This is a genomic window from Sporosarcina saromensis, from assembly GCF_054901285.1.
On sequence record NZ_CM142738.1, the window covers coordinates 2,350,707 to 2,376,351 of the forward strand.

The 25,645-nt window shown below is 40.8% G+C and carries 29 protein-coding genes and 1 riboswitch; of the genes, 23 read left to right on the forward strand and 6 right to left on the reverse strand.

Annotated elements, in window-relative coordinates; translation table 11 throughout:
- Nucleotides 1-121 precede the first annotated feature (121 nt).
- The 4 genes from ACVHUV_RS11795 to ACVHUV_RS11810 all read left to right on the forward strand — a co-directional run bounded on the left by ACVHUV_RS11795 (nt 122) and on the right by ACVHUV_RS11810 (nt 3,430).
- Nucleotides 122-355: a DUF896 domain-containing protein gene (locus tag ACVHUV_RS11795; RefSeq protein ID WP_317941581.1), complete on the forward strand. Its 234-nt coding sequence runs from the start codon at nt 122-124 to the stop codon at nt 353-355.
- A 108-nt stretch (nt 356-463) separates the two neighbouring features.
- Entirely contained in the window at nt 464-2,467 is a 2,004-nt protein-coding gene (gene tkt, locus ACVHUV_RS11800; RefSeq protein WP_462084702.1) for a transketolase, read from the forward strand.
- A gap of 158 nt (nt 2,468-2,625) precedes the next feature.
- Complete coding sequence (gene sirA, locus ACVHUV_RS11805) at nt 2,626-3,072, forward strand: sporulation inhibitor of replication protein SirA (RefSeq protein WP_317941579.1); 447 nt, start codon at nt 2,626-2,628, stop codon at nt 3,070-3,072.
- 118 nt (nt 3,073-3,190) lie between these two features.
- A complete protein-coding gene (locus ACVHUV_RS11810) occupies nt 3,191-3,430 on the forward strand; it encodes a YneF family protein (protein WP_317941578.1) in 240 nt (79 codons plus the stop codon).
- Between the two features lie 347 nt (nt 3,431-3,777).
- Here ACVHUV_RS11810 and ACVHUV_RS11815 read toward each other — a convergent pair whose 3' ends face one another.
- The gene (locus ACVHUV_RS11815) at nt 3,778-4,707 is read right to left on the reverse strand and encodes an alpha/beta hydrolase (RefSeq protein ID WP_462084703.1); all 930 of its coding nucleotides are present in this window, start codon (nt 4,705-4,707) and stop codon (nt 3,778-3,780) included.
- Between the two features lie 6 nt (nt 4,708-4,713).
- The gene (locus ACVHUV_RS11820; protein WP_462084704.1) at nt 4,714-5,625 is read right to left on the reverse strand and encodes a hydroxymethylglutaryl-CoA lyase; all 912 of its coding nucleotides are present in this window, start codon (nt 5,623-5,625) and stop codon (nt 4,714-4,716) included.
- A gap of 105 nt (nt 5,626-5,730) precedes the next feature.
- Between ACVHUV_RS11820 and ACVHUV_RS11825 the strand changes: the two genes are divergently transcribed.
- The 4 genes from ACVHUV_RS11825 (at nt 5,731) to ACVHUV_RS11840 (ending at nt 8,249) form a co-directional block, all read left to right on the forward strand.
- Nucleotides 5,731-6,915: an acetyl-CoA C-acetyltransferase gene (locus ACVHUV_RS11825; protein ID WP_462084705.1), complete on the forward strand. Its 1,185-nt coding sequence runs from the start codon at nt 5,731-5,733 to the stop codon at nt 6,913-6,915.
- A 17-nt stretch (nt 6,916-6,932) separates the two neighbouring features.
- The gene (locus ACVHUV_RS11830) at nt 6,933-7,184 is read left to right on the forward strand and encodes a YqkE family protein (RefSeq protein WP_371389962.1); all 252 of its coding nucleotides are present in this window, start codon (nt 6,933-6,935) and stop codon (nt 7,182-7,184) included.
- A 164-nt stretch (nt 7,185-7,348) separates the two neighbouring features.
- Complete coding sequence (locus ACVHUV_RS11835) at nt 7,349-7,861, forward strand: YhcN/YlaJ family sporulation lipoprotein (RefSeq protein ID WP_462084706.1); 513 nt, start codon at nt 7,349-7,351, stop codon at nt 7,859-7,861.
- 229 nt (nt 7,862-8,090) lie between these two features.
- Nucleotides 8,091-8,249, forward strand: coding sequence for an aspartyl-phosphate phosphatase Spo0E family protein (locus ACVHUV_RS11840; protein WP_317941572.1), 159 nt, complete (start codon nt 8,091-8,093; stop codon nt 8,247-8,249).
- 56 nt (nt 8,250-8,305) lie between these two features.
- Here ACVHUV_RS11840 and ACVHUV_RS11845 read toward each other — a convergent pair whose 3' ends face one another.
- Nucleotides 8,306-9,400, reverse strand: a complete 1,095-nt coding sequence (locus tag ACVHUV_RS11845) for a branched-chain amino acid aminotransferase (RefSeq protein ID WP_317941571.1) — start codon at nt 9,398-9,400, stop codon at nt 8,306-8,308.
- A gap of 190 nt (nt 9,401-9,590) precedes the next feature.
- Here ACVHUV_RS11845 and ACVHUV_RS11850 point away from each other — a divergent pair, with 190 nt between their 5' ends.
- The 3 genes from ACVHUV_RS11850 to ACVHUV_RS11860 all read left to right on the forward strand — a co-directional run bounded on the left by ACVHUV_RS11850 (nt 9,591) and on the right by ACVHUV_RS11860 (nt 12,793).
- Nucleotides 9,591-10,724 carry an NAD(P)/FAD-dependent oxidoreductase gene (locus ACVHUV_RS11850; RefSeq protein WP_462084707.1) on the forward strand — a complete coding sequence of 378 codons (1,134 nt, stop codon included), beginning with the start codon at nt 9,591-9,593 and terminating at the stop codon, nt 10,722-10,724.
- A gap of 66 nt (nt 10,725-10,790) precedes the next feature.
- Complete coding sequence (locus ACVHUV_RS11855) at nt 10,791-11,888, forward strand: carbohydrate kinase family protein (RefSeq protein WP_462084708.1); 1,098 nt, start codon at nt 10,791-10,793, stop codon at nt 11,886-11,888.
- A complete protein-coding gene (locus ACVHUV_RS11860; protein ID WP_317941568.1) occupies nt 11,885-12,793 on the forward strand; it encodes a pseudouridine-5'-phosphate glycosidase in 909 nt (302 codons plus the stop codon). Before ACVHUV_RS11855 ends, ACVHUV_RS11860 begins: the two co-directional genes overlap by 4 nt.
- 92 nt (nt 12,794-12,885) lie before the next feature.
- Here the strand turns inward: ACVHUV_RS11860 and ACVHUV_RS11865 are convergent, their stop codons facing one another.
- Nucleotides 12,886-13,167 carry a general stress protein gene (locus ACVHUV_RS11865; protein WP_317941567.1) on the reverse strand — a complete coding sequence of 94 codons (282 nt, stop codon included), beginning with the start codon at nt 13,165-13,167 and terminating at the stop codon, nt 12,886-12,888.
- A gap of 219 nt (nt 13,168-13,386) precedes the next feature.
- A riboswitch (purine riboswitch) is annotated at nt 13,387-13,488 on the forward strand.
- Nucleotides 13,489-13,634: 146 nt separating this feature from the next.
- Between ACVHUV_RS11865 and ACVHUV_RS11870 the strand changes: the two genes are divergently transcribed.
- Nucleotides 13,635-14,222, forward strand: a complete 588-nt coding sequence (locus ACVHUV_RS11870) for a xanthine phosphoribosyltransferase (RefSeq protein ID WP_462084709.1) — start codon at nt 13,635-13,637, stop codon at nt 14,220-14,222.
- Nucleotides 14,219-15,511 carry a nucleobase:cation symporter-2 family protein gene (locus tag ACVHUV_RS11875; RefSeq protein WP_462084710.1) on the forward strand — a complete coding sequence of 431 codons (1,293 nt, stop codon included), beginning with the start codon at nt 14,219-14,221 and terminating at the stop codon, nt 15,509-15,511. Before ACVHUV_RS11870 ends, ACVHUV_RS11875 begins: the two co-directional genes overlap by 4 nt.
- A 105-nt stretch (nt 15,512-15,616) precedes the next feature.
- On the opposite strand, the gene ACVHUV_RS11880 is transcribed toward ACVHUV_RS11875, so the two are convergent.
- Nucleotides 15,617-15,880: a hypothetical protein gene (locus ACVHUV_RS11880; protein ID WP_317941564.1), complete on the reverse strand. Its 264-nt coding sequence runs from the start codon at nt 15,878-15,880 to the stop codon at nt 15,617-15,619.
- A gap of 103 nt (nt 15,881-15,983) precedes the next feature.
- Complete coding sequence (locus tag ACVHUV_RS11885) at nt 15,984-16,889, reverse strand: aldo/keto reductase (protein ID WP_462084711.1); 906 nt, start codon at nt 16,887-16,889, stop codon at nt 15,984-15,986.
- Between the two features lie 200 nt (nt 16,890-17,089).
- Between ACVHUV_RS11885 and ACVHUV_RS11890 the strand changes: the two genes are divergently transcribed.
- From ACVHUV_RS11890 to ACVHUV_RS11935, 10 genes are all read left to right on the forward strand, one after another.
- Nucleotides 17,090-17,635: an NUDIX hydrolase gene (locus ACVHUV_RS11890; RefSeq protein ID WP_317941562.1), complete on the forward strand. Its 546-nt coding sequence runs from the start codon at nt 17,090-17,092 to the stop codon at nt 17,633-17,635.
- Nucleotides 17,636-17,689: 54 nt separating this feature from the next.
- A complete protein-coding gene (locus tag ACVHUV_RS11895) occupies nt 17,690-18,202 on the forward strand; it encodes a hypothetical protein (protein WP_462084712.1) in 513 nt (170 codons plus the stop codon).
- 88 nt (nt 18,203-18,290) lie between these two features.
- Complete coding sequence (gene fur / locus ACVHUV_RS11900; protein ID WP_317941560.1) at nt 18,291-18,749, forward strand: ferric iron uptake transcriptional regulator; 459 nt, start codon at nt 18,291-18,293, stop codon at nt 18,747-18,749.
- 82 nt (nt 18,750-18,831) lie between these two features.
- A complete protein-coding gene (gene xerD, locus ACVHUV_RS11905) occupies nt 18,832-19,731 on the forward strand; it encodes a site-specific tyrosine recombinase XerD (protein ID WP_462086904.1) in 900 nt (299 codons plus the stop codon).
- Between the two features lie 39 nt (nt 19,732-19,770).
- A complete protein-coding gene (gene deoB, locus ACVHUV_RS11910) occupies nt 19,771-20,964 on the forward strand; it encodes a phosphopentomutase (protein ID WP_462084713.1) in 1,194 nt (397 codons plus the stop codon).
- Between the two features lie 14 nt (nt 20,965-20,978).
- Nucleotides 20,979-22,274, forward strand: a complete 1,296-nt coding sequence (locus ACVHUV_RS11915; protein WP_462086905.1) for a pyrimidine-nucleoside phosphorylase — start codon at nt 20,979-20,981, stop codon at nt 22,272-22,274.
- 286 nt (nt 22,275-22,560) lie between these two features.
- Complete coding sequence (locus ACVHUV_RS11920) at nt 22,561-22,911, forward strand: anti-sigma factor antagonist (protein ID WP_462084714.1); 351 nt, start codon at nt 22,561-22,563, stop codon at nt 22,909-22,911.
- The gene (gene spoIIAB, locus ACVHUV_RS11925) at nt 22,901-23,347 is read left to right on the forward strand and encodes an anti-sigma F factor (RefSeq protein WP_317941557.1); all 447 of its coding nucleotides are present in this window, start codon (nt 22,901-22,903) and stop codon (nt 23,345-23,347) included. The genes ACVHUV_RS11920 and spoIIAB overlap by 11 nt, the downstream gene beginning before the upstream one ends.
- A gap of 3 nt (nt 23,348-23,350) precedes the next feature.
- The gene (locus tag ACVHUV_RS11930; protein WP_317941556.1) at nt 23,351-24,139 is read left to right on the forward strand and encodes a SigF/SigG family RNA polymerase sporulation sigma factor; all 789 of its coding nucleotides are present in this window, start codon (nt 23,351-23,353) and stop codon (nt 24,137-24,139) included.
- A gap of 3 nt (nt 24,140-24,142) precedes the next feature.
- The gene (locus ACVHUV_RS11935; RefSeq protein ID WP_371389974.1) at nt 24,143-25,591 is read left to right on the forward strand and encodes a spore germination protein; all 1,449 of its coding nucleotides are present in this window, start codon (nt 24,143-24,145) and stop codon (nt 25,589-25,591) included.
- Nucleotides 25,592-25,645: the final 54 nt, after the last annotated feature.

Sequence of the window (25,645 nt, forward strand, 5' to 3'; positions counted from 1 at the left end):
CTTCTAAAAGTGTGCATAGTAGTGCTAAAATAAGAAACGGTGGAGAAAAATAAAGAACATGGTCATTGTTAACCTGCAATTAGCTGTAGGTACACATAAGATAAAGGATAGGAGGAATTCAATGTTATCACCAGATAAGATTCAACGAATTAACGAGTTGTCCAAAAAGTCAAAAACAGTTGGATTGACATTGGAAGAAGCGAAAGAACAAACACAACTTCGGAAAGAATACTTGGAAACGTTTCGTACTTCAATGCGAGAAACAATCGAAAATGTGAAAGTAATTGATCCAGAAGGTAATGATGTTACACCTGAAAAAGTGAAAGAAGCCCGTAATCCTAAATATCTGCAGTGAGCAGATGACGATGACGGATTGTAATTCACTTCTAAATTGACTACACTATAGTAGGAAATAGAAACAGGCTTCTAACAAAAGATACAGTACGGGAAAGGATGTTTTTGAATGACCGAAACTATCGATCAACTTGCTATTAACACGATTCGAACACTCTCCATTGATGCAATCGAGAAAGCGAATTCTGGCCACCCTGGATTACCGATGGGTGCTGCTCCGATGGCTTACACGCTATGGACAAAACATATGCACCATAACCCTTCAAATCCGGATTGGTTCAACCGTGATCGCTTTGTCTTATCTGCAGGTCATGGTTCCATGTTGCTTTATAGCTTATTGCATTTAAGCGGATATGGATTGCCAATGGAGGAGTTGAAGAACTTCAGACAATGGGATTCCAAAACGCCTGGCCACCCAGAATATGGCCATACAGTAGGTGTAGAAGCGACGACCGGTCCACTTGGGCAAGGAATTGGAATGGCTGTAGGAATGGCAATGGCAGAAAAACATCTGTCAGCTGTCTACAATCGACCTGGCTTCAACGTTGTTGACCATTACACATATGCACTATGTGGCGATGGTGATTTAATGGAAGGTGTAGCTGCTGAAGCAATTTCGTTAGCTGGTCACCTCCAACTGAATAAACTAATTGTCTTATATGACAGTAATGATATTTCGCTTGATGGCGATTTAGAAATGTCCTTCACTGAAAATATTAAAAAGCGCTTTGAATCTTACGACTGGAATTATATTCGTGTAGAAGATGGCAATGCTATCGACAGCGTCTCAAAAGCAATAGAAGCGGCCAAAGGAAATACAGGTGGCCCAACGTTAATTGAAGTGAAAACGGTTATTGGCTATGGTTCCCCGAACAAGTCAGGCAAAGCGGATGTTCATGGTGCGCCACTTGGTGAAGATGAAATGAAGCTTACAAAAGAATATTACAAGTGGACGTATGAGGAAGATTTTTCAGTTCCTGAAGGCATATATGAAACATTTAAACAAGCGACAGATGAATTAGGTGTTAAAAAAGAACAACAATGGAACGAGCTGTTTGCGCAATATGAAAGCGAACATGCGGATCTTGCAGAACAATTAAAAACAGCGATTTCCGGTGACATGCCTGCTTCGCTTTTAGAAGCAATGCCTGTGTATGAAGAAGGAACATCCCATGCGACACGTTCTGCTTCAGGAGATGCAATTAATGCAATTGCAAAAGTCGTTCCTTCATTCTTTGGTGGAAGTGCGGACTTGGCTGGCTCTAACAAGACAACGATTAAAGGCGCAGGCGACTTCTTGGCAAACAATTACAGCGGGCGTAATATTTGGTTCGGTGTACGCGAATTTGCAATGGGAACTGCACTAAACGGTATGGCGTTACACGGTGGTTTACATGTATTCGGCGGTACGTTCTTTGTATTTAGTGATTACGTGAGACCAGCAATTAGACTGTCTGCATTGATGGGCTTGCCTGTAACGTATGTATTTACACATGATAGTGTTGCAGTAGGAGAAGATGGGCCAACACATGAACCGGTTGAGCACCTTTCTTCGTTACGATCTATGCCAGGGTTGACAGTTATTCGTCCAGCAGATGGAAATGAAACGTCAGCAGCTTGGCATCACGCAGTTACGTCAAAAAATCGTCCGACTGTTCTCGTGCTATCACGTCAAAACTTGGACATTCTCCCTGCGACAAAGGAGCAAGCTAAGGAAGGCGTCAAACGTGGAGCGTATACTGTTTCACCTGCAGAGAAAGCAGTAGCGGATGCAATTTTAATTGCAACTGGTTCTGAAGTGAATCTAGCGGTTGCAGCACAGCAACAATTACGTTCTGAAGGAATTGACGTTGCAGTCGTCTCAATGCCTTCATGGGATTTGTTTGAACAACAAGACAGTGCGTATAAGGAAGCTGTCCTTCCGAAAGCTGTTAAAAAACGGTTGTCCATTGAGATGGGAGCTTCTCTTGGATGGCACAAATACGTGGGTGATGAAGGCGATGTCCTAGCAATCGACACATTTGGTGCAAGTGCACCGGGTAATAAAGTCATTGCAGAGTACGGATTCACAGAAGAAAATGTTGTCGCAAAAGTAAAAGCTTTGTTCAACTAAATGTAGAGCACGTTGGTTACTTACGTTAACCAGCGTGCTTTTTACAATTGTAAATATTGTTATAAATGTTCCGACAATAATAGTGCTATTCTTTAGCGTAATCTGACAAACTTTTTACAAATCCTACGGTACACTAAGTAAAAAAGGAGGGGACGGTCATGAGAACGTATGATATCTATAAAGTAAAGAAGAGATACCAATCATTCATTTTAGGAAGAGAAGGTCTTCTTTATGACTTGTTAAAAGATTATGCTCCAAAGGAACCTCTACAAGAAGTGCAATACTTGTGTGATGAAATCGAAGAAGCAGCGATTGACCAAGCGATCCTCAGGAATCTTGGTAAAAGCTTTACGACAGTTGAAAGTGACGATGGGGAATATCGACTATCGCATCCAATGAAAGGATCCATCCATATTTCTCTTACACCCTACTCCCTACAAGCGTATTGTAACGGTTCGAGAATGTTGGACTTGGATTTGTTCGTCGCATTATCAGGGACGGATGATCGATTCTTTGCTGTGATGGACGAGCATGGAGAATGGGGATGGCTCAAGCCAATTAAATACGAACAGCATGTCGGAAACGAGAAGGCATTGCTTTTTTAAAAGATTCAAGCTTTAGTAAGAAAATTGTTGCCAGACATTGCTATGTACCACTCCTTTGTTGTATAATCCATCATGGTAGAGTAAACCTGATTTAGGGAAGTGAAGGAGGTAATAGCGGATGTTAAGCACGACTTGGGTAATCCTTATTGCAGTCGTCGCATTAATAGCTGGTGTGGCCCTCGGATTTTTCATCGCACGTCAATACATGATGAAATATTTGAAAGATAACCCGCCAATTAATGAGCAAATGTTACGTATGATGATGATGCAAATGGGACAAAAACCTTCACAAAAGAAGATTAACCAAATGATGGCACAAATGAACAAAATGCAAGATAAGCCGGATAAAAAGAAGTAATTGGACAAGTAGCAAAGGTTGAGTTAACGCAGTTTGTGAGCGTTACAACAAAATGCTCACTAATTGTTCGTATACATTATTTCCTGTCACAATGGTGTACAGGTCAATCATTCTTCCGAAAATCACATTTTGTGCTTAATCTTTCTTTATGCATACAAACTAACCACTTTTCCTGGTGAAGATAAACCGGAGAGGTGGTTTTTTGTTGGAATTTGAAGCTATTAGAAGACAATGGAATCGTAAACAGAATGACGATTTCAAATGGAATCGTTTATGTACACTAAGCAATAAAGCAAAAAAGACCTTTTTCCTTGCCGTTCATTGAAAAAGAGGTCTTTTTGCGTGTATTATGTCGACGTAAATCCGAATTTGTGTAAAAATCGTGAAATTTCTTGTTCATATTCATCTGGATTCTCATTGAAAGATTTGGCATGAACGCCTTTTGGAAATAGTTTCATCATTTTGTTATCCTTTTTCAACGAGTATAATTCCTTCGTCATTTCAGGTAATATGAAATCATCCTCCAAACTATGGATGAATAACATCGGTTTTGAGATATTTCCGATCGCTTCTCGAGGGGATACTAAACTTGTCGTATAGCCATCCCTAATTCGTAAAAATAAGTTTGCTATTCGTAAAGTCATTGAAGAACGTAGTGGGGTACTTGTTCGTAAAATGTGAAGAATCTGCTCAGTAAAATCGGAGAACGGGCAATCGACAATGTAAAAATCAGCTTCGTCTCCATACGTTCCACCATAAAGGATTGTCGTTGCAGCTCCCATAGATTCCCCGTGTATACCAAGCAATGCACGTTTACCGATTCTTTCTCGAATTGCTGCGACGACAGCATGCAAATCGATTTTTTCATAGAAGCCGAAGCTTGTCGTCTTTCCTCCTGAGTCCCCATGTCGCCTATGGTCATATACAACCGAGTTAAAGCCAAGTCTTTCAAACAATCGTGCATACTTAATGGAGTTAATTTTGTTTTCCGTTACACCATGGCATATGATTACAGTTCTAGTCGTTTCAAGCGGCTGTAAAAAGACGGCACGTAACGGATAACCATTTGGCGAATCGACCCAAAAATCTTCTTTACGGACGGTTTCATACCAATGTTCATCAAAGCGTTTTGCACCAATTTCTCTTTTGAGAATAACATCTGGATCTTTAATTTTCATAAACATGAGGCGGCTCGTTGCAATGAATGCAATGATTGTCAATAATGCCGTATAAATGCTTCCAATGATTCCAGTAAAATATAGGAAGCGGCGTTTCAATCCACTTCAACTCCTTTGACATTTCTCATTCTTGTACAATTTGTACATTCCTGTTTCAATTGGTTGTGAAACATGTTTTTCAATACTTTCCACTGCTTCACAAATTTTCTCAACTTCTACACCCGTTTGGATGCCTAATCTGTCCAACATATTAACAACGTCTTCAGTTGCTACATTTCCGGTTGCTCCAGGCGCAAATGGACAGCCTCCGAGTCCGCCGGCTGAAGTATCGAATCGGTCAATTCCAGCTTGCAATGCAGCAAAAATATTTGCTAAAGCCATTTTTCGTGTGTCATGGAAGTGAGCGGTCAGCAATGTAGTGGGGAATTGCTCTTTGAGTGTAGTAAACAAAGTATAGCTCTCAAGTGGATTGGCCATGCCGATTGTATCTGCTACGCTCAGCTCATCAACACCCATTTTGACAAATTGCTCACATACTGCCAACACATCATCTTGATCCATTTTCCCTTCGTATGGACAATAGAAAGCAGTTGAAATGCATGCCCTTACAAAAATTTGTTCACGCTTTAATTTAGCAATGACCGGTTCCAAAGAATCCATACTTTCTTTCGTCGAGCGATTAATATTTTTTTTGTTAAATGAATTACTGACACCTACAAACACTGCAATACTGTCTACATGAGCCTCACTTGCTAACGTTGCCCCTTTTTCGTTCGGTGCTAATACGAATTGACGACCTATCTTCCTCGTTTTCGCTACAATTTGAGCGGCATCTGCCATTTGTGGCACCCATTTCGGGGATACAAAGGATGTGATCTCCATTTCTTTAATGCCTGCCTCTTGCAGTAAGTGGATAAATTCAATTTTATCATTCTCAGCTACAAGATTATGATTGTTTTGCAATCCATCTCGAGGTCCTACCTCGATAATTGTCACGGACTTTGGTAAAATAAACATGTCATCCCCTCCTACTACTATTGTACTGAAGGGGAGAGATAAAGGGAAATAATGTAGAAAGTATTGGTAGAGTAAGAATGAAAAAATGATATGGGGGAGAGTTTAATGTCAAACGATGTCGTAATTGTAAGCGCTGTCCGAACAGCGATCGGTTCGTTTTTAGGTTCATTAAAAAATGTGTCAGCAGTCGAGTTAGGGAGCATAGTGATTAAAGAAGCGCTGAACCGTGCCGGTGTGCAAGGTGAAGATGTCGATGAAGTGATCATGGGGAATGTTTTACAAGCTGGGCTCGGACAAAATCCAGCTCGTCAATCAGCCATTCAAGCAGGATTACCGGAAACAGTTCCGGCAATGACCATTAATAAAGTATGTGGGTCTGGCCTCAAAGCAGTTCATTTAGCTCGTCAAGCAATCCTAGCAGGTGATGCGGATATTATCGTTGCTGGCGGTATGGAGAATATGAGCCAAGCACCCTTTTTAATGCAACATGCTCGTGAAGGATTTAAGATGGGGGACCAAAAGATTGTTGACAGTATGATTTCCGATGGATTGTGGTGTGCATTTAATGATTATCATATGGGGATTACAGCTGAGAATCTTTGTGACCGATATTCTTTAACACGAGAAGAGCAGGATGCGTTTGCTGCTCAATCACAACAGAAAGCTGCAGCGGCGATTGAAAATGGCATTTTTAAAGAGGAAATCGTACCCGTTGAAATTCCCCAACGTAAAGGCGAACCATTCATTTTTGATACAGATGAATATGTAAAAGGAAATACGACAACCGAAAAATTAGGTAAACTACGTCCTGCCTTTAAAAAAGATGGCAGTGTAACAGCCGGGAATGCTTCGGGTATTAATGACGGTGCTGCTGCGTTCGTAATCATGTCAAAAAGCAAAGCGGATGAATTAGGGCTACAACCACTTGCTGTCATTGCAGCAAATGCAAATGCAGGGGTCGATCCCTCTGTTATGGGCATTGGACCGGTACAAGCTGTCAAAAATGTCTTAGTAAAAGCGAACTTGTCGCTTCAAGAGATTGATTTAATTGAAGCAAATGAAGCTTTTGCTGCACAGTCACTTGCTGTCGATAAGGAATTACAGTTCGATCAATCTAAGTTGAACGTAAACGGCGGAGCAATTGCATTAGGTCATCCAATAGGTGCAAGTGGAGCAAGAATTCTGGTGACATTGATTCATGAGATGCATCGCCGAAATGCAAAAACTGGATTAGCAACATTATGCATAGGTGGAGGGCAAGGTGTTGCGACAATCGTCCGACAACCTTAAAGAAAGAGGATAACGATATGGCGAAACGAAAAACAACTCCAAAAGTCAAAGCACGACCACAAGAGTCAGACCAAGCAACTCTGATGGATGCTCTTGATGAGACATTGGTAAAGCGGTTAAAAGCTACGAAAAAAGAACTCGTAGCTGAACAAGAAGCGAAAGAACTTGAGCTACAAGCACAGCGAACGAGAGAACGCAAGGAACGGGAAAAGAACAAAAGCTTTGCTGAATTATTGGATGAGTATGGCGATAGTGGATCTAAATATTAAATGGCTACATCAATCGGATGGGGAAACCTATCCGATTTTTTGCGCGTATTTTCCTTTTCCGCATATACTATAAAACCTCCTTGTATTGGTACTTTTTTTAGTGTATAGACCAAGATGATCTGCACATCCTACTCATGAAAAAAATGAAAAGGAGTGTAGGATTTATGAAAAAATTACTGATGTTGCCACTTACATTGTTCATGCTTTTCAGTTTAGCTGCTTGTGGTGGGGGAACGGACAATGACAATACGAATGACGGAAACACAACAGATACAACAAACGATATGGATGACCAAAACGGTACAGATGAGTCTGCCGTAGAAAACGGTGACTCTGTCGCTTCAGGCAAAAAAATTGAAGTTGCTGATGATGCAGCGGATAAAATTTCAGAGTTGGACGAAGTGGATACGGCTAATGTATTAGTGACGAATGAAAATGCTTATATTGGTGTCGTTCTTAAAGAAGGTGCAACAGATAATGAGGCATTAGAGGGGAAAATTGCAGATGCCGCCCGCAGTGCCAATGCAGAGTTTAAAAACGTCTATATTTCTTTTAATCCAGATTATGCGAAACAATTGACCGACTATGGTGATCGTGTCCGAGGAGGTGATCCTGTTGAAGGGTTCTTTGATGAATTTACAGACAGCATTGAAAGAATGTTCCCGGATGCAAAATAGTGTTCCCCACATTATTTAATAAATGATGTGGTTTATAAATAGATGGAATGGGGTATATAAATTATGTATCCCCATTCTCTTTATTTGTGACAAAGTTATGACATTTAGTTAACAAAGTGAAAATGAACCAAAATACGACATTTTTTTCACGAAACAACGAGTAAGATAGGGAAAGGTGAAAAAAAGCGTAAGATTTGTGATAAAAAATTTGATGGAGGAATAGGTAAAGATGAAATTGGTTAGCAAACAGTTGTTGTCCCTACAAATTTATATTAAGCGGTCCAAGATGATTAAAAAAGCACAAGATCAAGGATTCACACATCCAGAGACAATCGCATATAGCCAACAACTAGACACTTTACTAAATCGATATCAAAATATAGCATGAAAAAAGACATACCTGTTATGGTATGTCTTTTCTCATGCTTTTCGATGTTGTTTGTTTTAAGCAAGTTTGGCTAATTCGTTATTCAGTTGAAGTATCCATCCAAACGGATCTTCTTCATTGCCTGTCTGGATATTTGTCAGCGTATTAAACAGTTGTCGAGCTAATGGACCTGTTTCATTGTGATTGACGACCATTTTATAACCATCCCAATTCAGCTCGCCGACTGGTGATATGACAGCTGCCGTACCGGTACCAAACACTTCTTCCAATGTGCCGTTATCATACGCATCTCGTATTTCATCCATGGAAATTTGCCTTTCAGCAACTGGGATGTTCCAATGGCGGAGAAGGTGTAAAATCGACTTTCGCGTAATGCCTTCCAGAATACTTCCGTTAATCGCAGGTGTTACGACTTCACCGTTGATCTTAAAGAAAATGTTCATGCTACCGACTTCTTCAACATATTTCTTCTCAACGCCATCTAACCATAGTACTTGAGCGTAGCCTTTTTGATCGGCAACTTCTTGCGCTTTCAAACCAGCTGCATAATTTCCAGCTGTTTTTGCTCCGCCTGTTCCCCCTTTAACGGCTCTGACAAATTCATTTTCAACTAAGATTTTCACAGGATGTATCCCTTCCTTATAGTAAGAGCCCACTGGAGATAGGATAATGTAGAACTGGTATTTCTTAGCGGGGGAAACACCAAGGAAAGCTTCGTTTGCAATGACGAATGGCCGGATATACAAAGAGGTTCCTTCTACTGTTGGAATCCAATCTTTCTCAATTTGGATAAGTTGTGTTAATGCATTCAATGCCAAGTCTTCGTCAATTCGAGGCATGCATAAACGATCCAACGACAGATTCATGCGTTTCATGTTCTCTTCCGGACGGAATAAACGGACAGTCCCATTTGGGGATTTGTACGCTTTTAAACCTTCAAATACTGTTTGACCATAGTGGAAAACGATTGAAGCTGGATCTAGGGAAACGGGAGCATACGGCACTATGCGATGGCTATGCCAGCCTTTTCCTTCGTCATAGTCAGCGACAAACATATGATCAGTGAAATTTCTACCAAAGATGAGGGTTTCAGGATTCGGTTTTTCTTTTCGGTTGTCTGTAAGTTTAATCTGGATGGGTAAGCTTTTCATACTGATCAAATCTCCTTAGTTAATAATCGGTATAACGATATTATCGAATAGAATAATTATACTGCTTTTTTAGAAAAAAGAAAGACATAAAATTATTTCATTATTATTACCATTTTGAAAACGTTTTCATGGATAGCGTTTGTTTGTGAAACGTATGCCTTGTACAATAGATGAAAACAATAGGAATTAGGTGTTTAAATTGAAGGAAGTTTTAGTTATCGGTGGCGGTATTTTAGGCGCATCTACTGCTTATCATTTAGCAAGAGCTGGTGTGGACGTACGTATAATTGATCGAGAGGATGAAGGTCAAGCAACTGATGCAGCGGCAGGAATCATTTGTCCTTGGTTATCCCAACGAAGAAATAAAGCATGGTATACACTTGCAAAAGCTGGAGCTGCTTATTATGGAGAGTTGATTGCGCAATTGACTGAAGATGGTGAAACTGAAACGGGCTACCGAAAAGTTGGGGCATTGAGTATAAATACGGATACGGATAAGCTGGAAAAAATGGAAAAACGAGCACGAAATCGCAAGGTTGCAGCGCCCGAAATTGGAGCGATTCACCAATTGACAAAAGAGGAGACAAATCAGTTGTTCCCACCGTTGGCAAACACATTTGCATCTGTTCATGTGGAAGGTGCAGCGCGTGTGGATGGACGAGCACTGCGACTTGCATTGTTAAAAGGCGCGCAGAAACACGGTGCGCACTTTGTTAAAGGACATGCAGACGTAATACTGAAAGACGGAAGGGCAGTTGGAGTACTTGTAAATGGTGAACGTCTTGAAGCTTCAACCATTATTGTTGCGACAGGTGCTTGGGCTTCAACTTTCTTAGCACCTTTAGGCTTCAATCTCCAAGTGACAAGCCAAAAGGCACAAATTGCTCATGTGAGGCTAGAACAAACTGATACAAACAATTGGCCAGTTGTTATGCCACCGAACAATCAATACATGCTCACCTTTGAAGGAGGTAAGATTGTCGTCGGATCGACACATGAAGAAGCAATCGATTTTTCAGTTCGTCCGACAATTTCAGGGATGCATGAAATAATGGATAAAGCGCTAGCGATTGCACCTGGAATAGGAGATGCATTTTTCGAAGAAGTTCGTGTAGGCTACAGACCCTACACGCCAGGCTTCCTACCGGTTATCGGATATGTACCGAAGCACGATAATATCTTGTTTGCCAATGGGTTAGGTGCATCAGGTTTAACGGTTGGCCCTTATCTCGGCAAACAGTTAAGTCAAATCGTCTTAGGTGAAGAATTGGCTATCGATTTAGCGGATTATCGTGTAGAGGAGACGTTCGGTGTGGACGTGTAAATAATATACTTGCTTTTCTTGTAACAAAAGTTTATACTACAAACAAATGTTTAAAGGGTGATGGCATTGAATGAAAAAGAGCTTGCTGTGCTCGATCTAATTCGTAAAAATCCATATGTAACACAACAAGAGATGGCTGATATCCTTCAAATTCCGCGTCCGACTATCGCCAATATCATTTCTTCTTTGACAAGAAAAGGTAAGATTTTCGGAAGAGCTTATGTGCTTGCGGATGAAAAAGAAGTGATTTGCATCGGGGGGGCGAATATTGACCGTAAATTCCATTTAGACGGACAGACACAACTTGGGACATCCAACCCTGCTTCTATGACCGTGTCAGTCGGAGGGGTTGCTCGGAATGTTGCAGAAAATCTAGGTCGTCTCGATCATCGAGTTCGTTTATTATCTGTAGCAGGTAATGATAATGATTGGGAAAAAATTATGCAAGAGTGTGGAAATTTTATGGATGTAACAGATGTTGGCCTACTCTATGGCCATTCTACCGGTTCCTATTCTGCTGTCATCGATCCTGAAGGCGAACTTGTTATTGCGATGGCGAATATGGTCGTTTACGACCAACTAACACCCGAGTATATAGAAAGCAAAATGAAGTTATTTGCGAATGCTTCGATGCTCGTCATTGATTTGAATTGTCCAAAAGACACAGTAAAAGCAGTGAAGAACATTGCACAGATGAATCAGATTCCATTGACAATCGTACCTGTATCTTCGCCAAAGATGAATCGTATGCCCGAAGATTTAACGGGTGTAACTTGGTTCATTTGCAATAAAGATGAAGCTGAAGCGTATACAGGCTTAACGATCCAAAGTGATACTGATTGGCGGAACGTTGTCATTAAGTTGCTTGAATACGGTGCAGAAAATGTAGTCGTAACACGCGGTTCATCAGGAGTTATGGCAGGGTCAATAAATGACGAGCCGGTTTATTACAAAGCGTTTGAAAGCAGTCAGATAGAAGATGTGACTGGAGCAGGAGATGCATTTGTATCTGGTCTCATTCATGGCTATTTGACTGAATCTACTTTAGAAGAAAGTGTACAAATGGGTTTAATAAATGCATCAAAAACACTTGAATGCCCAACTACCGTTAGACCCGACTTAACAAAACAGCAGTTACTAACAGACTTGGAGGAGTACAAATGAAAAACTATCTATCTTATTCAGCAGAAGTACAAGAAGCTATGGCGACAGGGAAGCCGATTGTTGCATTGGAATCGACGATTATTTCACACGGTATGCCTTACCCGCAAAATGTAAAGACTGCAAGGGAAGTAGAGCAAATCATCCGTGACAACGGTGCAGTACCTGCAACGATTGCCCTCATTGATGGTGAGATTAAAATCGGTTTGTCAGATGACGAATTAGAGATGTTCGGGAATAGTCAAGGGGTTGCCAAAGCTTCGAGAAGAGACTTAGGTTATTTGCTCGCGACGAAACAACTAGGAGCCACAACAGTTGCGGCTACTATGATTTGTGCTGACTTAGCTGGTATCCGTATTTTTGTGACGGGCGGAATCGGTGGTGTCCACCGTGGGGCAGAAACAACAATGGATATTTCAGCGGATTTGGAAGAGTTAGCACAAACGGATGTCGCTGTCATTTGTGCAGGTGCTAAATCTATTCTCGATATCGGCTTAACTTTGGAATATTTAGAAACAAAAGGTGTTCCAGTCGTTGGATATGGCACGGACGTACTACCTGCTTTCTATACGCGCGAGAGTGAGTTCGGCGTCAACTTCAAAGCGGATAATCCTGAAACGATTGCTGAGATGCTTCGTGTGAAGTGGGACCTAGGTCTTCGTGGTGGAGCTGTTATTGCAAACCCGATTCCTGAGAAGGATGCATTGCAAAAAGAATTTATTGATGCAATTATTCAAAATGCATTAAAAGAAGCAAACGAACTAAAAATCGCAGGAAAAGATGTTACGCCATTCATGTTAGGAAAAGTAAAAGAGATGACAGAAGGCAAAAGTTTGGATGCTAATATTGCGCTCGTCAAACATAATGCTGTCATTGGCGCACAAATTGCAGTTGCGTTTACGAACTAAATACGAAAGATAAAAGCGGAGTGAAGTTAGATTCACTCCGCTTTATAAATATCGACTGTTAACTTGTATTCATCATCCTTACAACGAGGTCGTCAGTCGTTGTTTCTTTGTTGGGCTCGAGCCTCTCCGCCTTTGCGGCCGATTTCTTCATAGAAGTTTTTATCGTGGTTTTTGGCAGTTGCTTCGCCGCCTTTGCGACCAATTTTTTCGTAAAAACCACTATCATGCTTTCTTGCAGTCGCTTCTCCACCTTTACGACCAATATTTTCATAAAAGGTGCGATCATGTTTTTTGGCTGTTGCTTGACCTCCTTTGCGACCTGCTTCAGCTAAAGACATTTTTTTACGTTCGTTCGTGTTAGATGTATTTACCATAACAAGCAATCTCCTTTCTATATAAATAAAATTGTTTCATTCTTTCTATATCCACTCGAATCCATTTATAAACAGTTATTTACGTAAATTAATTGCCTTGAAATAGATGTCATCGGTTTGAAATATAAAGGATAAAGAAGTGGATGACTAAGAAAATTCCGTCACTATTTTTCTTTTGAAAAAAATGTTGTAACCTGTCGAAACCGTGATATAATGAGTACCTAATCAACTCAATATACTCATATAATCGCAAGGATATGGCTTGCAAGTATCTACCGACCTACCGTAAACAGGTTGACTATGAGAAGCAAAGAAAGTGGAATACTTGCCCTAGCAAGTGATTCTTCACTTCATCATTCGTTGTTTTAATCCTGAATGACATTGCTCCGCTCATAATTGACTGGATGCAAGTTGTTGAGGATTTTTTATTTTTGTTTTTAATGTATGAAAACAGAGGAGGAGTAACAGTGAAGGAATTACATGAAAAAATTATACAAGATGGAAAAGTTTTATCAAATGATGTGTTAAAAGTGGATGCTTTCTTAAATCATCAAATAGATCCCCCGTTAATGCAGGCAATCGGAGAGGAATTTGCTGCACGGTTTAAAGAAGATGGTATTACAAAAATCCTTACAATTGAATCTTCAGGAATTGCTCCTGCAATGATGACGGGTTTGATATTAGGAACTCCGGTTGTTTTTGCTAGAAAAAAGAAGTCCCTTACAATGAGTGATCATCTGTTTACATCCAGTGTTCATTCCTTTACAAAAAAGGAGACAAATGAAATATCAGTTTCAAAGGATTTCCTTCAAAAAGGTGACAAAGTATTGTTAATGGATGACTTTCTTGCGAACGGACAAGCAGTGTTAGGTCTTCTAGATATAATAGAACAAGCTGAAGCAGAGTTAGTCGGTGTAGGGATTGTCATAGAAAAAGGGTTCCAGCCAGGTGGCGCAATGATTCGTGAAAAAGGAATTCGTGTTGAGTCTCTAGCAATAATCCAATCACTAGAAGATGGGAAAGTGACATTTGCTAACGGAGAGTCTAACGAATGAAAACCGTCGTCTTAGGTTTCCAACACTTACTTGCAATGTATGCTGGAGCTGTTTTAGTCCCTTTAATCGTAGGGCAGGCAATTGGTTTAACTCCAACGCAGTTAACATATCTCGTATCAATTGACATTTTAATGTGTGGGGTTGCAACAATTTTACAAATCATGCGTAATCGATTTTTTGGTATTGGTTTACCGGTAGTTCTCGGTTGTACGTTTACAGCGGTAGGGCCAATGATCTCCATTGGTGATAAGTTTGGGATATCTGCCATTTACGGTGCAGTTATTGCATCAGGGATAATCATCGTAATAATCAGTACATTTTTTGGAAAGCTCATTAAGTTCTTTCCACCTGTCGTTACAGGTTCTGTCGTGACAATCATTGGGATTACATTAATACCGGTCGCATTGACAAATATGGGTGGCGGTCAAGGCGCAGCAGATTTTGGGTCTAACACAAATATTTTGCTAGGATTCGGCACGCTGCTCTGTATTATCTTGTTGTACAGGTTTTCAGATGGGTTTATTCGCTCGATCTCAATCTTGCTAGGCATGGCAGCAGGAACAATCACTGCAATCGTGTTAGGCGTCGTCGATTTTAGTGCTGTGCATGAAGCTTCTACGCTTCATATGGTTACACCATTCTATCTAGGTACACCGACATTTCATTTTTATCCAATATTGACGATGACGCTGGTGGCAATGGTATCGCTCGTCGAATCGACAGGTGTTTATTTTGCCTTAGGAGATATTTGTGATAAGGACATTAAAAAGAAGGACTTGGAGAGAGGGTACCGCTCTGAAGGGCTTGCATCTTTCATCGGTGGGCTTTTTAATGCATTTCCCTATACGACATTTTCTCAAAACGTTGGACTTACTCAAATGTCTGGTGTGAAATCACGTAAAGTTATTTTAGTAACTGCTATTATGTTAATCGCACTTGGATTCATGCCGAAAGTTGCGGCATTAGCGACAGTCATTCCTACTTCAGTTCTCGGTGGAGCGATGGTAGCGATGTTTGGAATGGTTGTAGCGCAAGGGATAAAAATGTTGAGTAAAGTAGTCGTGGAATCTCAAGAAAACGCAATGATTATTGCTTGTTCTATCGGTTTAGGATTAGGTGTTTCCGTTGTACCAGATATTTTTGCAAATTTGCCTGTAAACTTTCAAATTCTAACGAGTAATGGAATTGTTGCAGGAAGCTTAACGGCAATTGCATTGAATATTATTTTTAATATGCTGCCTTCTAAGAAACGGAAAGAAGCGGTACAATTAACAGAGCAAGAAGTGTAAGTCATTCGTTCAACTTTTTATAGAATGTATAAAAACCGAGTGATGCCATGTACCATGTCATCACTCGTTTTCTTAATTAGTTCTCTTTTATGAACTGCTTGTACATTATTTACTATCATCAGTCTCTGAATCAGTATCTGTTTCAGTATCCGTTCCAGTGTCAGTATCCGTTTCTGAGTCAGTACCATCTTCCATATCTAAATTAACATCTGTGTCTGAACCATCATCTACTTCGCCATCTGCTGGTGGTGTATTTACATCTACATCCGTATCATCTTCGCCATCTCCACAAGCTGCAAGTAATCCGACAGATAGAAATGCTGCTGCTCCAAGTTTCAACCATTTTTTATCCTCTGTAAGTAATTTCATTAAAATCTCCTCCAAAATTTGTAATTTTTATTCTTGCTTAGTAGTTAGATACCCTTTAAGCGATACTCTAATCATTACAATTTTGTTACGAAGAGATTGCATGTCAGTTCAAACGATGCTGATCATACTGATGAACTTTTAGTAAAGATTCAATGGATTTGTATGTGTACTGGTCAATTTCCTTGTCATAGGCGTTTATGGAATCAAGCAATTGTTCAGTTGTACTTGCACCAATTACTGTAGAAGCAACAATCGGTTGTGCTAAGTTAAACTTGATGGCCGCTGTGTGTATATCATCGGTTAAGGAATGGATAGCGGTAACCGTTTCTTTTAATGCTTCTAGCTCGTACGCTCCAAAACCTTTTGTTTCGTTTAGGCGCTGCAGTCCTTCGGTAGTCAATAATCCTTTTGCAAGTGTGCCACGTGTAAGAAGGGAAGCACCGTAGTTTGCTATAAGTGAAAAGTATTCTTCTGGACGCCGATCAAGGATACTGTATTGCATCATGACAGCGACTGCAGAGCTATCGGATAAGAAACGCTGAATGACCGTTGGACGAATGGAAGAAATCCCGTATTGTCTGATGATCCCTTCCTTTTTCAACGTTTCAAAAGCGTCAATTGTTTCATCGACCTCATCTTCCATTGTCCCACCATGCAATTGATACAAATCAATGTAATCCGTTCCTAAACGCAAGAGGCTGTCTTTTACTGCTTCCATAATGTAAGACTTTGATGGATCCCACCGCCAACCTTCCTCACCGGGGATTCTTCGATTTCCTACTTTTGTCGAAAGAATAATCTTGTCCCTTCGACCTTTTAATGCTGTGCCGACAACCGACTCGTTTCTGCTATTACTATATAAATCGGCAGTGTCGAAAAAATTAATACCGGCATGAATTGCAGCATCAATGATATTTTTTCCTTCTAGCTCATCATGAGGTAGCGACATGCACCCTAAGCTTAACTCGGACACATAGATTCCGCTTTTTCCTAATTCTCTTTTCTTCATATGAACACCTCCGCTTTTGTTTCATCCAGCTGCGGGTGGCAGCGGCTCGGGACGCTTCAAGAAAGAGGTAAAGGCAAAGAGCGCCTTTTCCTCTTTCTCTACAGCGCCTGTCCCCGCTAAACACCACCCTCCGCTTTTGTTACATGGTACAATGTGTTTGTTAGAAGTAAAAGATTCTTGCTTGTTTTGGAGGGGTTGTTATGGATAGATTTGAGGAGAAGACGTTAACGTCAACTACTTTATATGAAGGAAAGGTGATTTCTCTTCGTGTTGAAGAAGTGGAGTTGCCGGATGGGAAATGGGCGAAGAGAGAGCTGGTCGATCATCCAGGGGCAGTTGCCATACTTCCGATAACGAATGACGGTAAAATTGTGTTTGTAGAGCAGTATCGGAAAGCACTAAATCGTTCACTCGTTGAAATACCTGCTGGCAAAATAGAGCCTGGGGAATCGAAGGAGATTACGGCAATACGTGAGTTGGAAGAAGAGACAGGGTATCGATCTGACCAGTTCACCTATTTACAGTCATTTGCCACATCTCCGGGTTTTGCTAATGAAATCATTCATCTATATATTGCGCGAGGGTTGGAGAAGGTTGAAAAACCTGCCGAGGGAGATGAGGATGAATTTATTCATTTGATCGAATGTACAATAGAAGAAGCAGAACAAATGCTAGTTGATGAGCGTATCTACGACGCCAAGACGGCATTTGCTGTACTTTTCGCAAAAAATCTTTTAAAACAGTGAACTATTTTAGAACGGACAAGCATACGTTGTATAAACGATGCGGAGGTGAAGCCTATGGTCCGTTCTTTATCTTTTATTCATCTATTTATCATACTAGCAGTCGGATATATCGGTGGAGCATTATTGTTTCGTGAAGTACCGGTATCAGCATCAGAAAAACTAATTGGATTTTTTGATCCTCGAGTTGTAGCGTTAGCAGATGGAGCTTTGGCAAGACCTCTATTTACGTTAGTTGGATTTCTACTAGTCGTCTTTCTTTTGTCCATGAATGCAAAGTCGCGCTACGTTGTTTTATTGATCGGGGCGATGAAATGTGTGTTGTTCGGTTTGTCTTCCTCTTATTTACTTGCCTCTGGTATGAAACTGGTCACTTATACAATTTGGTGGTTTCCATTCCAGATGCTTATTTGTATGATGTTTTTGCTCTATTGTATTGTATTAAGCCCGCCTTATTTTCAACGGATTGCTAAGAAACAGCGAAATGTACAAGCAATTCCGGTCATTGTCGGTGTCTATTTAGTCATTATACTTATAGAGATGACAATCTATCATTTCTTTGTACGCTAAGTGACATACACGTCAAATGTTTCCTTTCTGTTGTCACATTGATGACCCTTTTGCTATAATGTCTGTAGTGTGTTGAGGGGGGCGTCATATGGAGAGCCGGATTGAACGGATTAAGAAGCAACTGCACGGGGCCAGCTATAAGTTGACGCCTCAGCGTGAAGCTACGGTCATGGTTCTACTTGAAAACGAAGAAGATCATTTAAGTGCTGAAGATGTGTTTTTACTCGTTAAAGAGAAAGCGCCTGAAATCGGACTTGCGACAGTGTATCGTACGTTAGAATTATTAACAGAGCTGAAAATTGTAGATAAAATCAATTTTGGCGATGGCGTTTCACGTTACGATCTTCGTCAGGAAGGTGCATCGCGTTTTCATCATCACCTCATTTGTATAGAGTGTGGGAAGGTTGCGGAAATACAAGAAGACCTTCTTGGTGATGTCGAAAAAATTGTCGAAAGTCGCTATGGCTTCAATATTAAAGATCACTGGTTAACTTTTCATGGGATTTGTCAAAGTTGCAAAACCAGTGGGAATGACAACAAAAAGTGAAGTGAGGGATGGCCTGTTGCTGTCCCTTTTGTCATTTGTACATGAAAGGGTGGAAAGGTATGCTGACCAATACCTGTTTGCTATGAAGGATGGGAGATACGCTTTAGAGGATTATATTCATTTTCTCAAAGTAGAACGTCAACTAACTGAAAATACAATCACTTCTTACAAGAGAGATTTAACAGACTATATGGATTCATTGGAAAGAAACGGTGTCACTTCAATCGATAGTATTGACCGCCCAAGTATCATACTCTTTTTACAACATTTAAAAGATGTAGGGAAATCTTCAAGAACAATTGCTCGTCATATTTCTTCCATTCGTTCATTTCATCAATTTCTATTGAGAGAAAAAGTGGCAACAGAAGATCCGACAGTACATTTAGAGATGCCAAAACTCGATCAAAAGCTACCAAATATGCTGTCTGTCTCTGAAATAGACAAGCTGATTTCCATGCCGGACACAAGTAAGCCACAAGGGAAAAGAGACCTTGCTTTGTTGGAGATGTTATATGGTACAGGAATGCGTGTTAGTGAATTAATTGATTTGAACCTTGAAGATATTCATCTATCAATGGGGTTTGTACGTGTGTTCGGTAAAGGACGGAAAGAGCGGATTGTCCCACTTGGCGGGAGTGCGATCAAAGCGTGTACAATATATGTAAATGAAGTTCGACCCCAATTGATCGCTAAAGCTAAAAATTCGGATGCTTATTTCGTAAATATGCGAGGAACGAGATTGACAAGACAAGGATGCTGGAAAATCCTTAAAGGACATGCTGCAAAAGCGGGTATACAACAAGAACTGACGCCGCATATATTGCGTCATTCATTTGCGACACACCTCATTGAAAATGGGGCGGACATACGAGCTGTACAAGAGATGCTTGGGCATGCAGATATCTCAACAACGCAAATTTATACACATGTAAGCAAGACGAGACTAAAAGATGTGTATGTGAAATTTCATCCTCGCGCATGATTGTGTAGAGGTCATTGAAAAAATCAGGAGGTATTTAAAATGGAAAAAAAACAATTCAACCGTGTTCATTTAATTGTACTAGATTCTGTAGGTATCGGCGAAGCTCCTGATGCCCATTTGTTTGGGGATAAAGGTGCAGATACGCTCGGCCACATTGCTGAAAAAATGGATGGGTTACATATGCCGAACGCAGGTCGTTTAGGGCTATCAAACATAAAAGAAATAAAAGGGATTAACATTGAAACGAATCCGATAGGCTTATATGGCAAAATGCAAGAAGCTTCTGTCGGCAAAGACACGATGACTGGCCACTGGGAGATGATGGGTCTTAACATTGACAAACCGTTTAAAGTTTACCCAGATGGATTTCCTCAGTCGTTAGTGGAGGAGTTAGAAAACCGAACGGGACGAAAAGTTATTGGCAATAAACCGGCGAGTGGGACTGCTATTATTGACGAACTCGGTGAAGAGCATATGAAAACGGGAGCAATTATTGTCTATACGTCCGCTGACCCTGTTCTTCAAATTGCAGCACACGAAGACATTATTCCCATCGAAGAACAATACCGGATTTGTGAGATTGCTCGCGAAATCACATTACAACCTGAATACTTAGTCGGTCGAATCATAGCTCGACCATTCGTTGGTGAACCTGGCAACTTTACAAGAACGACGAATCGACATGATTATGCCCTTAAACCTTTTGAAAGAACCGTCATGAATGAATTGAAGGATGACGGTAAAGATGTCATTGCCGTTGGTAAAATTGCAGATATTTTTAATGGTGAAGGTGTGACATCGTCAGTGAGAACAGTGAGTAATATGGACGGGGTCGACAAACTACTTGATGTGATGAAGCAACAATTTAACGGGATGAGTTTTACAAATCTCGTGGACTTCGATGCATTATTTGGACACCGTCGAGACCCAATCGGATATGGAGTTGCCTTACAAGAATTTGACGCTAGATTACCGGAAATAATGGAAGCGTTGCAAGAGGACGACTTACTCATTATTACTGCAGATCACGGAAATGACCCGACGCATGAAGGTACGGATCATACAAGAGAATTCGTTCCGCTACTCATTTATTCTCCTTTGTTCAAAGAAGGTGGGGAATTACCATTGCGCAAAACGTTTGCTGATATTGGAGCAACGATTGCTGACAATTTTGATGTGAAAAAACCTGCATATGGCGAAAGCTTCTTACATTTATTACAAGAGAAGGTGTGATTGCTTTGTTTAGAATGGTAGATATTATCGAGAAAAAGCGGGATGGAGAAGAGCTGTCCAAAGAAGAAATTGCATTCTTTATCGATGGATACACGAATGAGACAATCCCTGATTATCAAGTAAGTGCGTTACTAATGGCCATCTATTTCAATGGCATGACAGCAGAAGAACAAGGTCATTTAACACTAGCGATGGTGCAATCCGGTGACCAAATAGATCTCTCTGCAATTAATGGGATTAAAGTGGACAAACACTCTACGGGTGGTGTAGGAGATACAACTACACTCATTTTAGCGCCACTTGTTGCTGCATGTGGTGTACCTGTCGCAAAGATGAGCGGAAGGGGCCTAGGGCATACTGGAGGTACGCTCGACAAACTAGAAGCAATTGAAGGTTTCCACATTGAGTTGACAGAAGAGCAGTTCGTTAAACAAGTAAACGAGTTAAAGCTTGCGGTTATCGGGCAAAGTGGCAATCTGACACCAGCGGATAAGAAATTGTACGCATTACGCGATGTAACAGCGACAGTGAATAGTATCCCGTTAATTGCCAGCTCCATTATGAGTAAGAAAATTGCTGCAGGCGCGAATGCAATTGTCCTCGATGTGAAGACAGGGGATGGAGCATTCATGAAGACGATTGAAGACGCAGAAGCATTAGCAAACTCCATGGTAGCAATTGGTGAACAAGTAGGCCGCCATACAATGGCAGTCATTTCGGATATGAGTCAACCCCTAGGTTATGCGATCGGTAACGCCTTAGAAGTAAAAGAGGCAATTGATACATTACAAGGTGAAGGGCCTGAAGATTTAACAGAACTTTGCTATGTGCTAGGGAGTAAGATGATTGTTGCTGGTGGCAAAGCCGAGTCTGAGGAAGAAGCACGTCAGATGCTTGAAGCGGTCATACAAGATGGGTCTGCACTCGAATTGTTCGGTCGTATGATTGAGGAGCAAGGCGGTGACAGCAAAATCATCCATGATCCTTCGCTATTAGCTCAAGCGGACTTTCAAATTGAAGTGCCTGCACCAAAGTCAGGCACGATTTCCCAAATGGATGCGGATGATATTGGTGTAGCTGCGATGATGCTTGGTGCTGGAAGAGCGACGAAAGAGGATACAATTGACTTGGCAGTAGGTATTGTGCTGACTAAGAAAATAGGTGATGCTGTTGTCGAAGGTGAACCGTTAGCAATCATCCATTCAAACAATGAAAATGTAGAGAAAACGATTAGCATGTTACAAAATCATATTCATATTACTGAGGAAGTTCAAACTAAACCTGCATTAATCTTAAAAACAATTGGATAATCATCCAGTCTTCATCTTACAAACGCCTAGTTCCTAAACTTATAGGAGCTAGGCTTTTTTTGATGCAAACATTTAAATAACAATCTAAATGCACTTATTAGTTTTGCCAACTAATGAGAATGTTTTATCCTTTCATGTGTAAACGGTCCTTAAAATGGATAAGCTGATAGCGATACAAAAATCATGTCGAAAATGCGTAGTTTTAAGAATTGGATGACTAGTTATGTCGACTAGAAGGATTTTGCTGATTACATGTTGAATGTTCCGCAAGAAGGAGGGATTCAGCATGGCTGATATTATTCAAATTGATGGGTTTGTAATCGTAACATTGATGGGAGAACTGGACAATTTAGAGGCAAATAGGATTCGATCGACCATATCATCATCCATTTTTACCGGAGCAATAAAAGGAATTGTATGGGATTTGAGCAAACTCAGTTTTATGGATAGCGCGGGAATTGGGCTCATTCTTGGAAGGATGCGTGATTTAGCACCCTACAAAGGAGAGACGATCATTTTGAATCCATCTTCCACAATGGAGAAGATTTTTAATTTTTCCGGCTTAGGCTCAAGCATTCGACATGGCTCGGTGGACAGTGTACTTGGTGAAATCGGAGGGGTTTTACATGAGAAATGAGATGACATTATCATTTGTCGCAATTGAAGAGAATGAAGCGTTGGCTAGGATGGCGATGACATGTTTTATTACACCGCTCGATCCTACGATTGAAGAGATTTCTGAATTCAAAACGATTGTTTCGGAAGCTGTCACAAATGCAATTATCCATGGCTATAACTGTGACGGCGAAAGTATTGTCACAATTCACGCAACAATAGACGGTTCAAAAGTGCGTATGACAGTTGAAGATAAAGGCGAAGGGATATTCGATGTGGAACAAGCAATGGAACCAATGTTTACAACAAAGCCTTTAATGGAACGTTCAGGAATGGGCTTTACAATTATGGAAAGCTTCTCTGAAAACCTTTCTGTTGAATCTACTGTTGGCAGTGGGACAATTGTGCGCTTTGAGAAAACGTTTTCTCCGGTTACGGAAGCAAGCAGAATGAGGTGACCGATGGATACATCTGTTGAAAGACAAGATGCGTTGTTGTCTCAAGACAAGATGAGGGAACTCATCAAAGAATCCCAGGAAGGTGACAAAGAAGCAAGACGAATGATGGTCGAAGGCAATACAAGATTAGTATGGTCAATTGTCCAACGTTTCGCATCTAGAGGCGCTGACTTGGAAGATCTGTTCCAAATCGGATGCATCGGTCTCATGAAATCCATTGATAAGTTTGATTTATCTTACGATGTTAAGTTTTCAACTTACGCAGTGCCGATGATTGTCGGAGAAATCCAACGTTTCCTTAGAGACGATGGTATGGTGAAAGTGAGTCGCTCAATTCGAGAGTTGAGTTTTAAAATCCGTCATGCGACAGATCATTACATTAAACAGCATGGCCGTTCTCCTTCAGTAACAGAAATTGCAGAAGTGTTGGATGTGACAGTCGACGAAATCATTCTAGCTTCAGATGCTTTGCGAGATCCTGCTTCTCTTCATGAACAATTGTATGAGAGTGAAGGGGACAGCTTAACATTGATGGATCAATTAAAAGATGATCGATCGGAGCGGTTTTTTGACCATATCCCTTTGCGCGATGTTGTATCTAAGCTGAGTAAGAGGGATCAAACGATTATTTATATGCGTTATTACTTAGATTACACACAAAGTGATATTGCGGAACGGATTGGCATATCACAAGTGCAAGTGTCGCGATTAGAAAAGAAGATTTTAGCCCAGTTAAAGACATGGATGAGTGCACAACCAGAAGAAAGTGACTGTAAAGTGAGGACGGATTAAAACATGTCAAAGTTATTTACATCTATGAAAGACGGCGAAGAATGGTTTCAAAGTAAGTTCGGTACGAATGAAACATTTGATGCTACTGCGAAAAGTGTACATTTATGGGGAATGCCGGTCGTCGTTCTGTATATCAATGGTCTTATTGACGGTTTGACACTGACGACGCTTTTGACAGAAATGCAAGAGTCGTACAACGATAAGACGAAATATCGTGATGATCCAGAGGCGTTCCTCACTTATTTCCCTTATCATGCATTAGCGGATGTGGATGACAAGGAAAAGTTATTAAACAATCTGTTAAGCGGCCAAGTTTGTTTCATTCTACCGGATGGCTATACGTTCTTAGCAGATGTTCGAAGCTATCCGGGCAGATCCCCTGAAGAGCCGGATACTGAAAAAGTGATTCGCGGTGCACGAGATGGTTTTACAGAAAATATCATTCAAAACACTGCCCTTGTTAGAAGAAGGTTAAGGACAGAGGATTTACGATTTGAGATGCATCAGACTTCGCTAAACGGGAAGACAGATGTAGCGATCACATTTATGAAAGGTGCTGCTAACGAAGAGCATCTTTCTTATATACGTGAGAGATTGGATGAAATTAAAACGGATGGGTTGACGATGGCAGATAAATCGTTAGAAGAATTCCTATTCAAACAAAGGTTTCATCCAATGCCCTTCGTCCGGTTTACAGAGCGACCTGATATTTGTGCTGCGCATTTATTGGAAGGCCACATCGCAATTATCGTTGATACGTCCCCGTCGGTCATTCTAGTCCCTACCACAGTCTTTCACCACCTGCAACACGCTGAAGAATACCGACAAGCACCTTTTATCGGAACGTTTGTAAGGTGGATTCGGCTACTTGGTGCATCACTAAGTTTATTTCTGTTGCCATTATGGTATTTACTATCTACCTACCAACAATATTTGCCAGTTTCAATCAGTTTCATTGGTCCGAATGATCCAGGATCGGTTCCTCTTTTTCTCCAATTATTCATAGCGGATGTCGGGATTGAAGTGTTGAGAATGGCGGCTATTCATACGCCAACCCCTATGTCGACAGCAATGGGACTTGTTGCAGCGATCGTAATTGGACAAGTTGCGATCGATGTCGGATTGTTTACGGCAGAAGTAATTTTGTACGTGGCAGTCAGCGCGATTTTCACATTCGCAATCCCGTCGTTTGAATTAAGTATTACAACAAAGATTTTTAGGTTGTTTATCTTAATTTGTACAGCCCTTTTTGGAGCGGCTGGCTTCTTCTTAAGTATAGTTGTCCTGTTTTACTATTTAGCGTCATTAAAGCCGTTAGGAACACCTTATTTATGGCCAGCTGTACCATTTTTCCCGGAGGCAATGAAGCGAGTATTAATACGTTACCCAATGACGAACGACGCACCTCGGCCTTACATCACGAAGTCGCCGAATAGGGATAGGCTTTCATAAGATTGCTTCCAACCTTTCAGGTATGATAAAGTTTTATCTATATGACTTGGAGGA

Excerpts from the sequence above, each read along its gene's own strand:
- ACVHUV_RS11920 (WP_462084714.1), top strand. The coding sequence starts at position 22,561 with ATGGCTGATATTATTCAAATTGATGGGTTTGTAATCGTAACATTGATG.
- spoIIAB (WP_317941557.1), top strand. The coding sequence starts at position 22,901 with ATGAGAAATGAGATGACATTATCATTTGTCGCAATTGAAGAGAATGAA.
- ACVHUV_RS11830 (WP_371389962.1), top strand. The coding sequence starts at position 6,933 with ATGGCGAAACGAAAAACAACTCCAAAAGTCAAAGCACGACCACAAGAG.
- ACVHUV_RS11845 (WP_317941571.1), bottom strand. The coding sequence starts at position 9,400 with ATGAAAAGCTTACCCATCCAGATTAAACTTACAGACAACCGAAAAGAA.
- fur (WP_317941560.1), top strand. The coding sequence starts at position 18,291 with ATGGAGAGCCGGATTGAACGGATTAAGAAGCAACTGCACGGGGCCAGC.
- ACVHUV_RS11835 (WP_462084706.1), top strand. The coding sequence starts at position 7,349 with ATGAAAAAATTACTGATGTTGCCACTTACATTGTTCATGCTTTTCAGT.
- ACVHUV_RS11840 (WP_317941572.1), top strand. The coding sequence starts at position 8,091 with ATGAAATTGGTTAGCAAACAGTTGTTGTCCCTACAAATTTATATTAAG.
- sirA (WP_317941579.1), top strand. The coding sequence starts at position 2,626 with ATGAGAACGTATGATATCTATAAAGTAAAGAAGAGATACCAATCATTC.
- ACVHUV_RS11795 (WP_317941581.1), top strand. The coding sequence starts at position 122 with ATGTTATCACCAGATAAGATTCAACGAATTAACGAGTTGTCCAAAAAG.
- ACVHUV_RS11885 (WP_462084711.1), bottom strand. The coding sequence starts at position 16,889 with ATGAAGAAAAGAGAATTAGGAAAAAGCGGAATCTATGTGTCCGAGTTA.
- ACVHUV_RS11915 (WP_462086905.1), top strand. The coding sequence starts at position 20,979 with ATGGTAGATATTATCGAGAAAAAGCGGGATGGAGAAGAGCTGTCCAAA.
- ACVHUV_RS11825 (WP_462084705.1), top strand. The coding sequence starts at position 5,731 with ATGTCAAACGATGTCGTAATTGTAAGCGCTGTCCGAACAGCGATCGGT.
- ACVHUV_RS11875 (WP_462084710.1), top strand. The coding sequence starts at position 14,219 with ATGAAAACCGTCGTCTTAGGTTTCCAACACTTACTTGCAATGTATGCT.
- ACVHUV_RS11890 (WP_317941562.1), top strand. The coding sequence starts at position 17,090 with ATGGATAGATTTGAGGAGAAGACGTTAACGTCAACTACTTTATATGAA.
- tkt (WP_462084702.1), top strand. The coding sequence starts at position 464 with ATGACCGAAACTATCGATCAACTTGCTATTAACACGATTCGAACACTC.
- ACVHUV_RS11810 (WP_317941578.1), top strand. The coding sequence starts at position 3,191 with ATGTTAAGCACGACTTGGGTAATCCTTATTGCAGTCGTCGCATTAATA.
- deoB (WP_462084713.1), top strand. The coding sequence starts at position 19,771 with ATGGAAAAAAAACAATTCAACCGTGTTCATTTAATTGTACTAGATTCT.
- xerD (WP_462086904.1), top strand. The coding sequence starts at position 18,832 with ATGAAGGATGGGAGATACGCTTTAGAGGATTATATTCATTTTCTCAAA.
- ACVHUV_RS11865 (WP_317941567.1), bottom strand. The coding sequence starts at position 13,167 with ATGGTAAATACATCTAACACGAACGAACGTAAAAAAATGTCTTTAGCT.
- ACVHUV_RS11895 (WP_462084712.1), top strand. The coding sequence starts at position 17,690 with ATGGTCCGTTCTTTATCTTTTATTCATCTATTTATCATACTAGCAGTC.
- ACVHUV_RS11820 (WP_462084704.1), bottom strand. The coding sequence starts at position 5,625 with ATGTTTATTTTACCAAAGTCCGTGACAATTATCGAGGTAGGACCTCGA.
- ACVHUV_RS11880 (WP_317941564.1), bottom strand. The coding sequence starts at position 15,880 with ATGAAATTACTTACAGAGGATAAAAAATGGTTGAAACTTGGAGCAGCA.
- ACVHUV_RS11860 (WP_317941568.1), top strand. The coding sequence starts at position 11,885 with ATGAAAAACTATCTATCTTATTCAGCAGAAGTACAAGAAGCTATGGCG.
- ACVHUV_RS11930 (WP_317941556.1), top strand. The coding sequence starts at position 23,351 with ATGGATACATCTGTTGAAAGACAAGATGCGTTGTTGTCTCAAGACAAG.
- ACVHUV_RS11935 (WP_371389974.1), top strand. The coding sequence starts at position 24,143 with ATGTCAAAGTTATTTACATCTATGAAAGACGGCGAAGAATGGTTTCAA.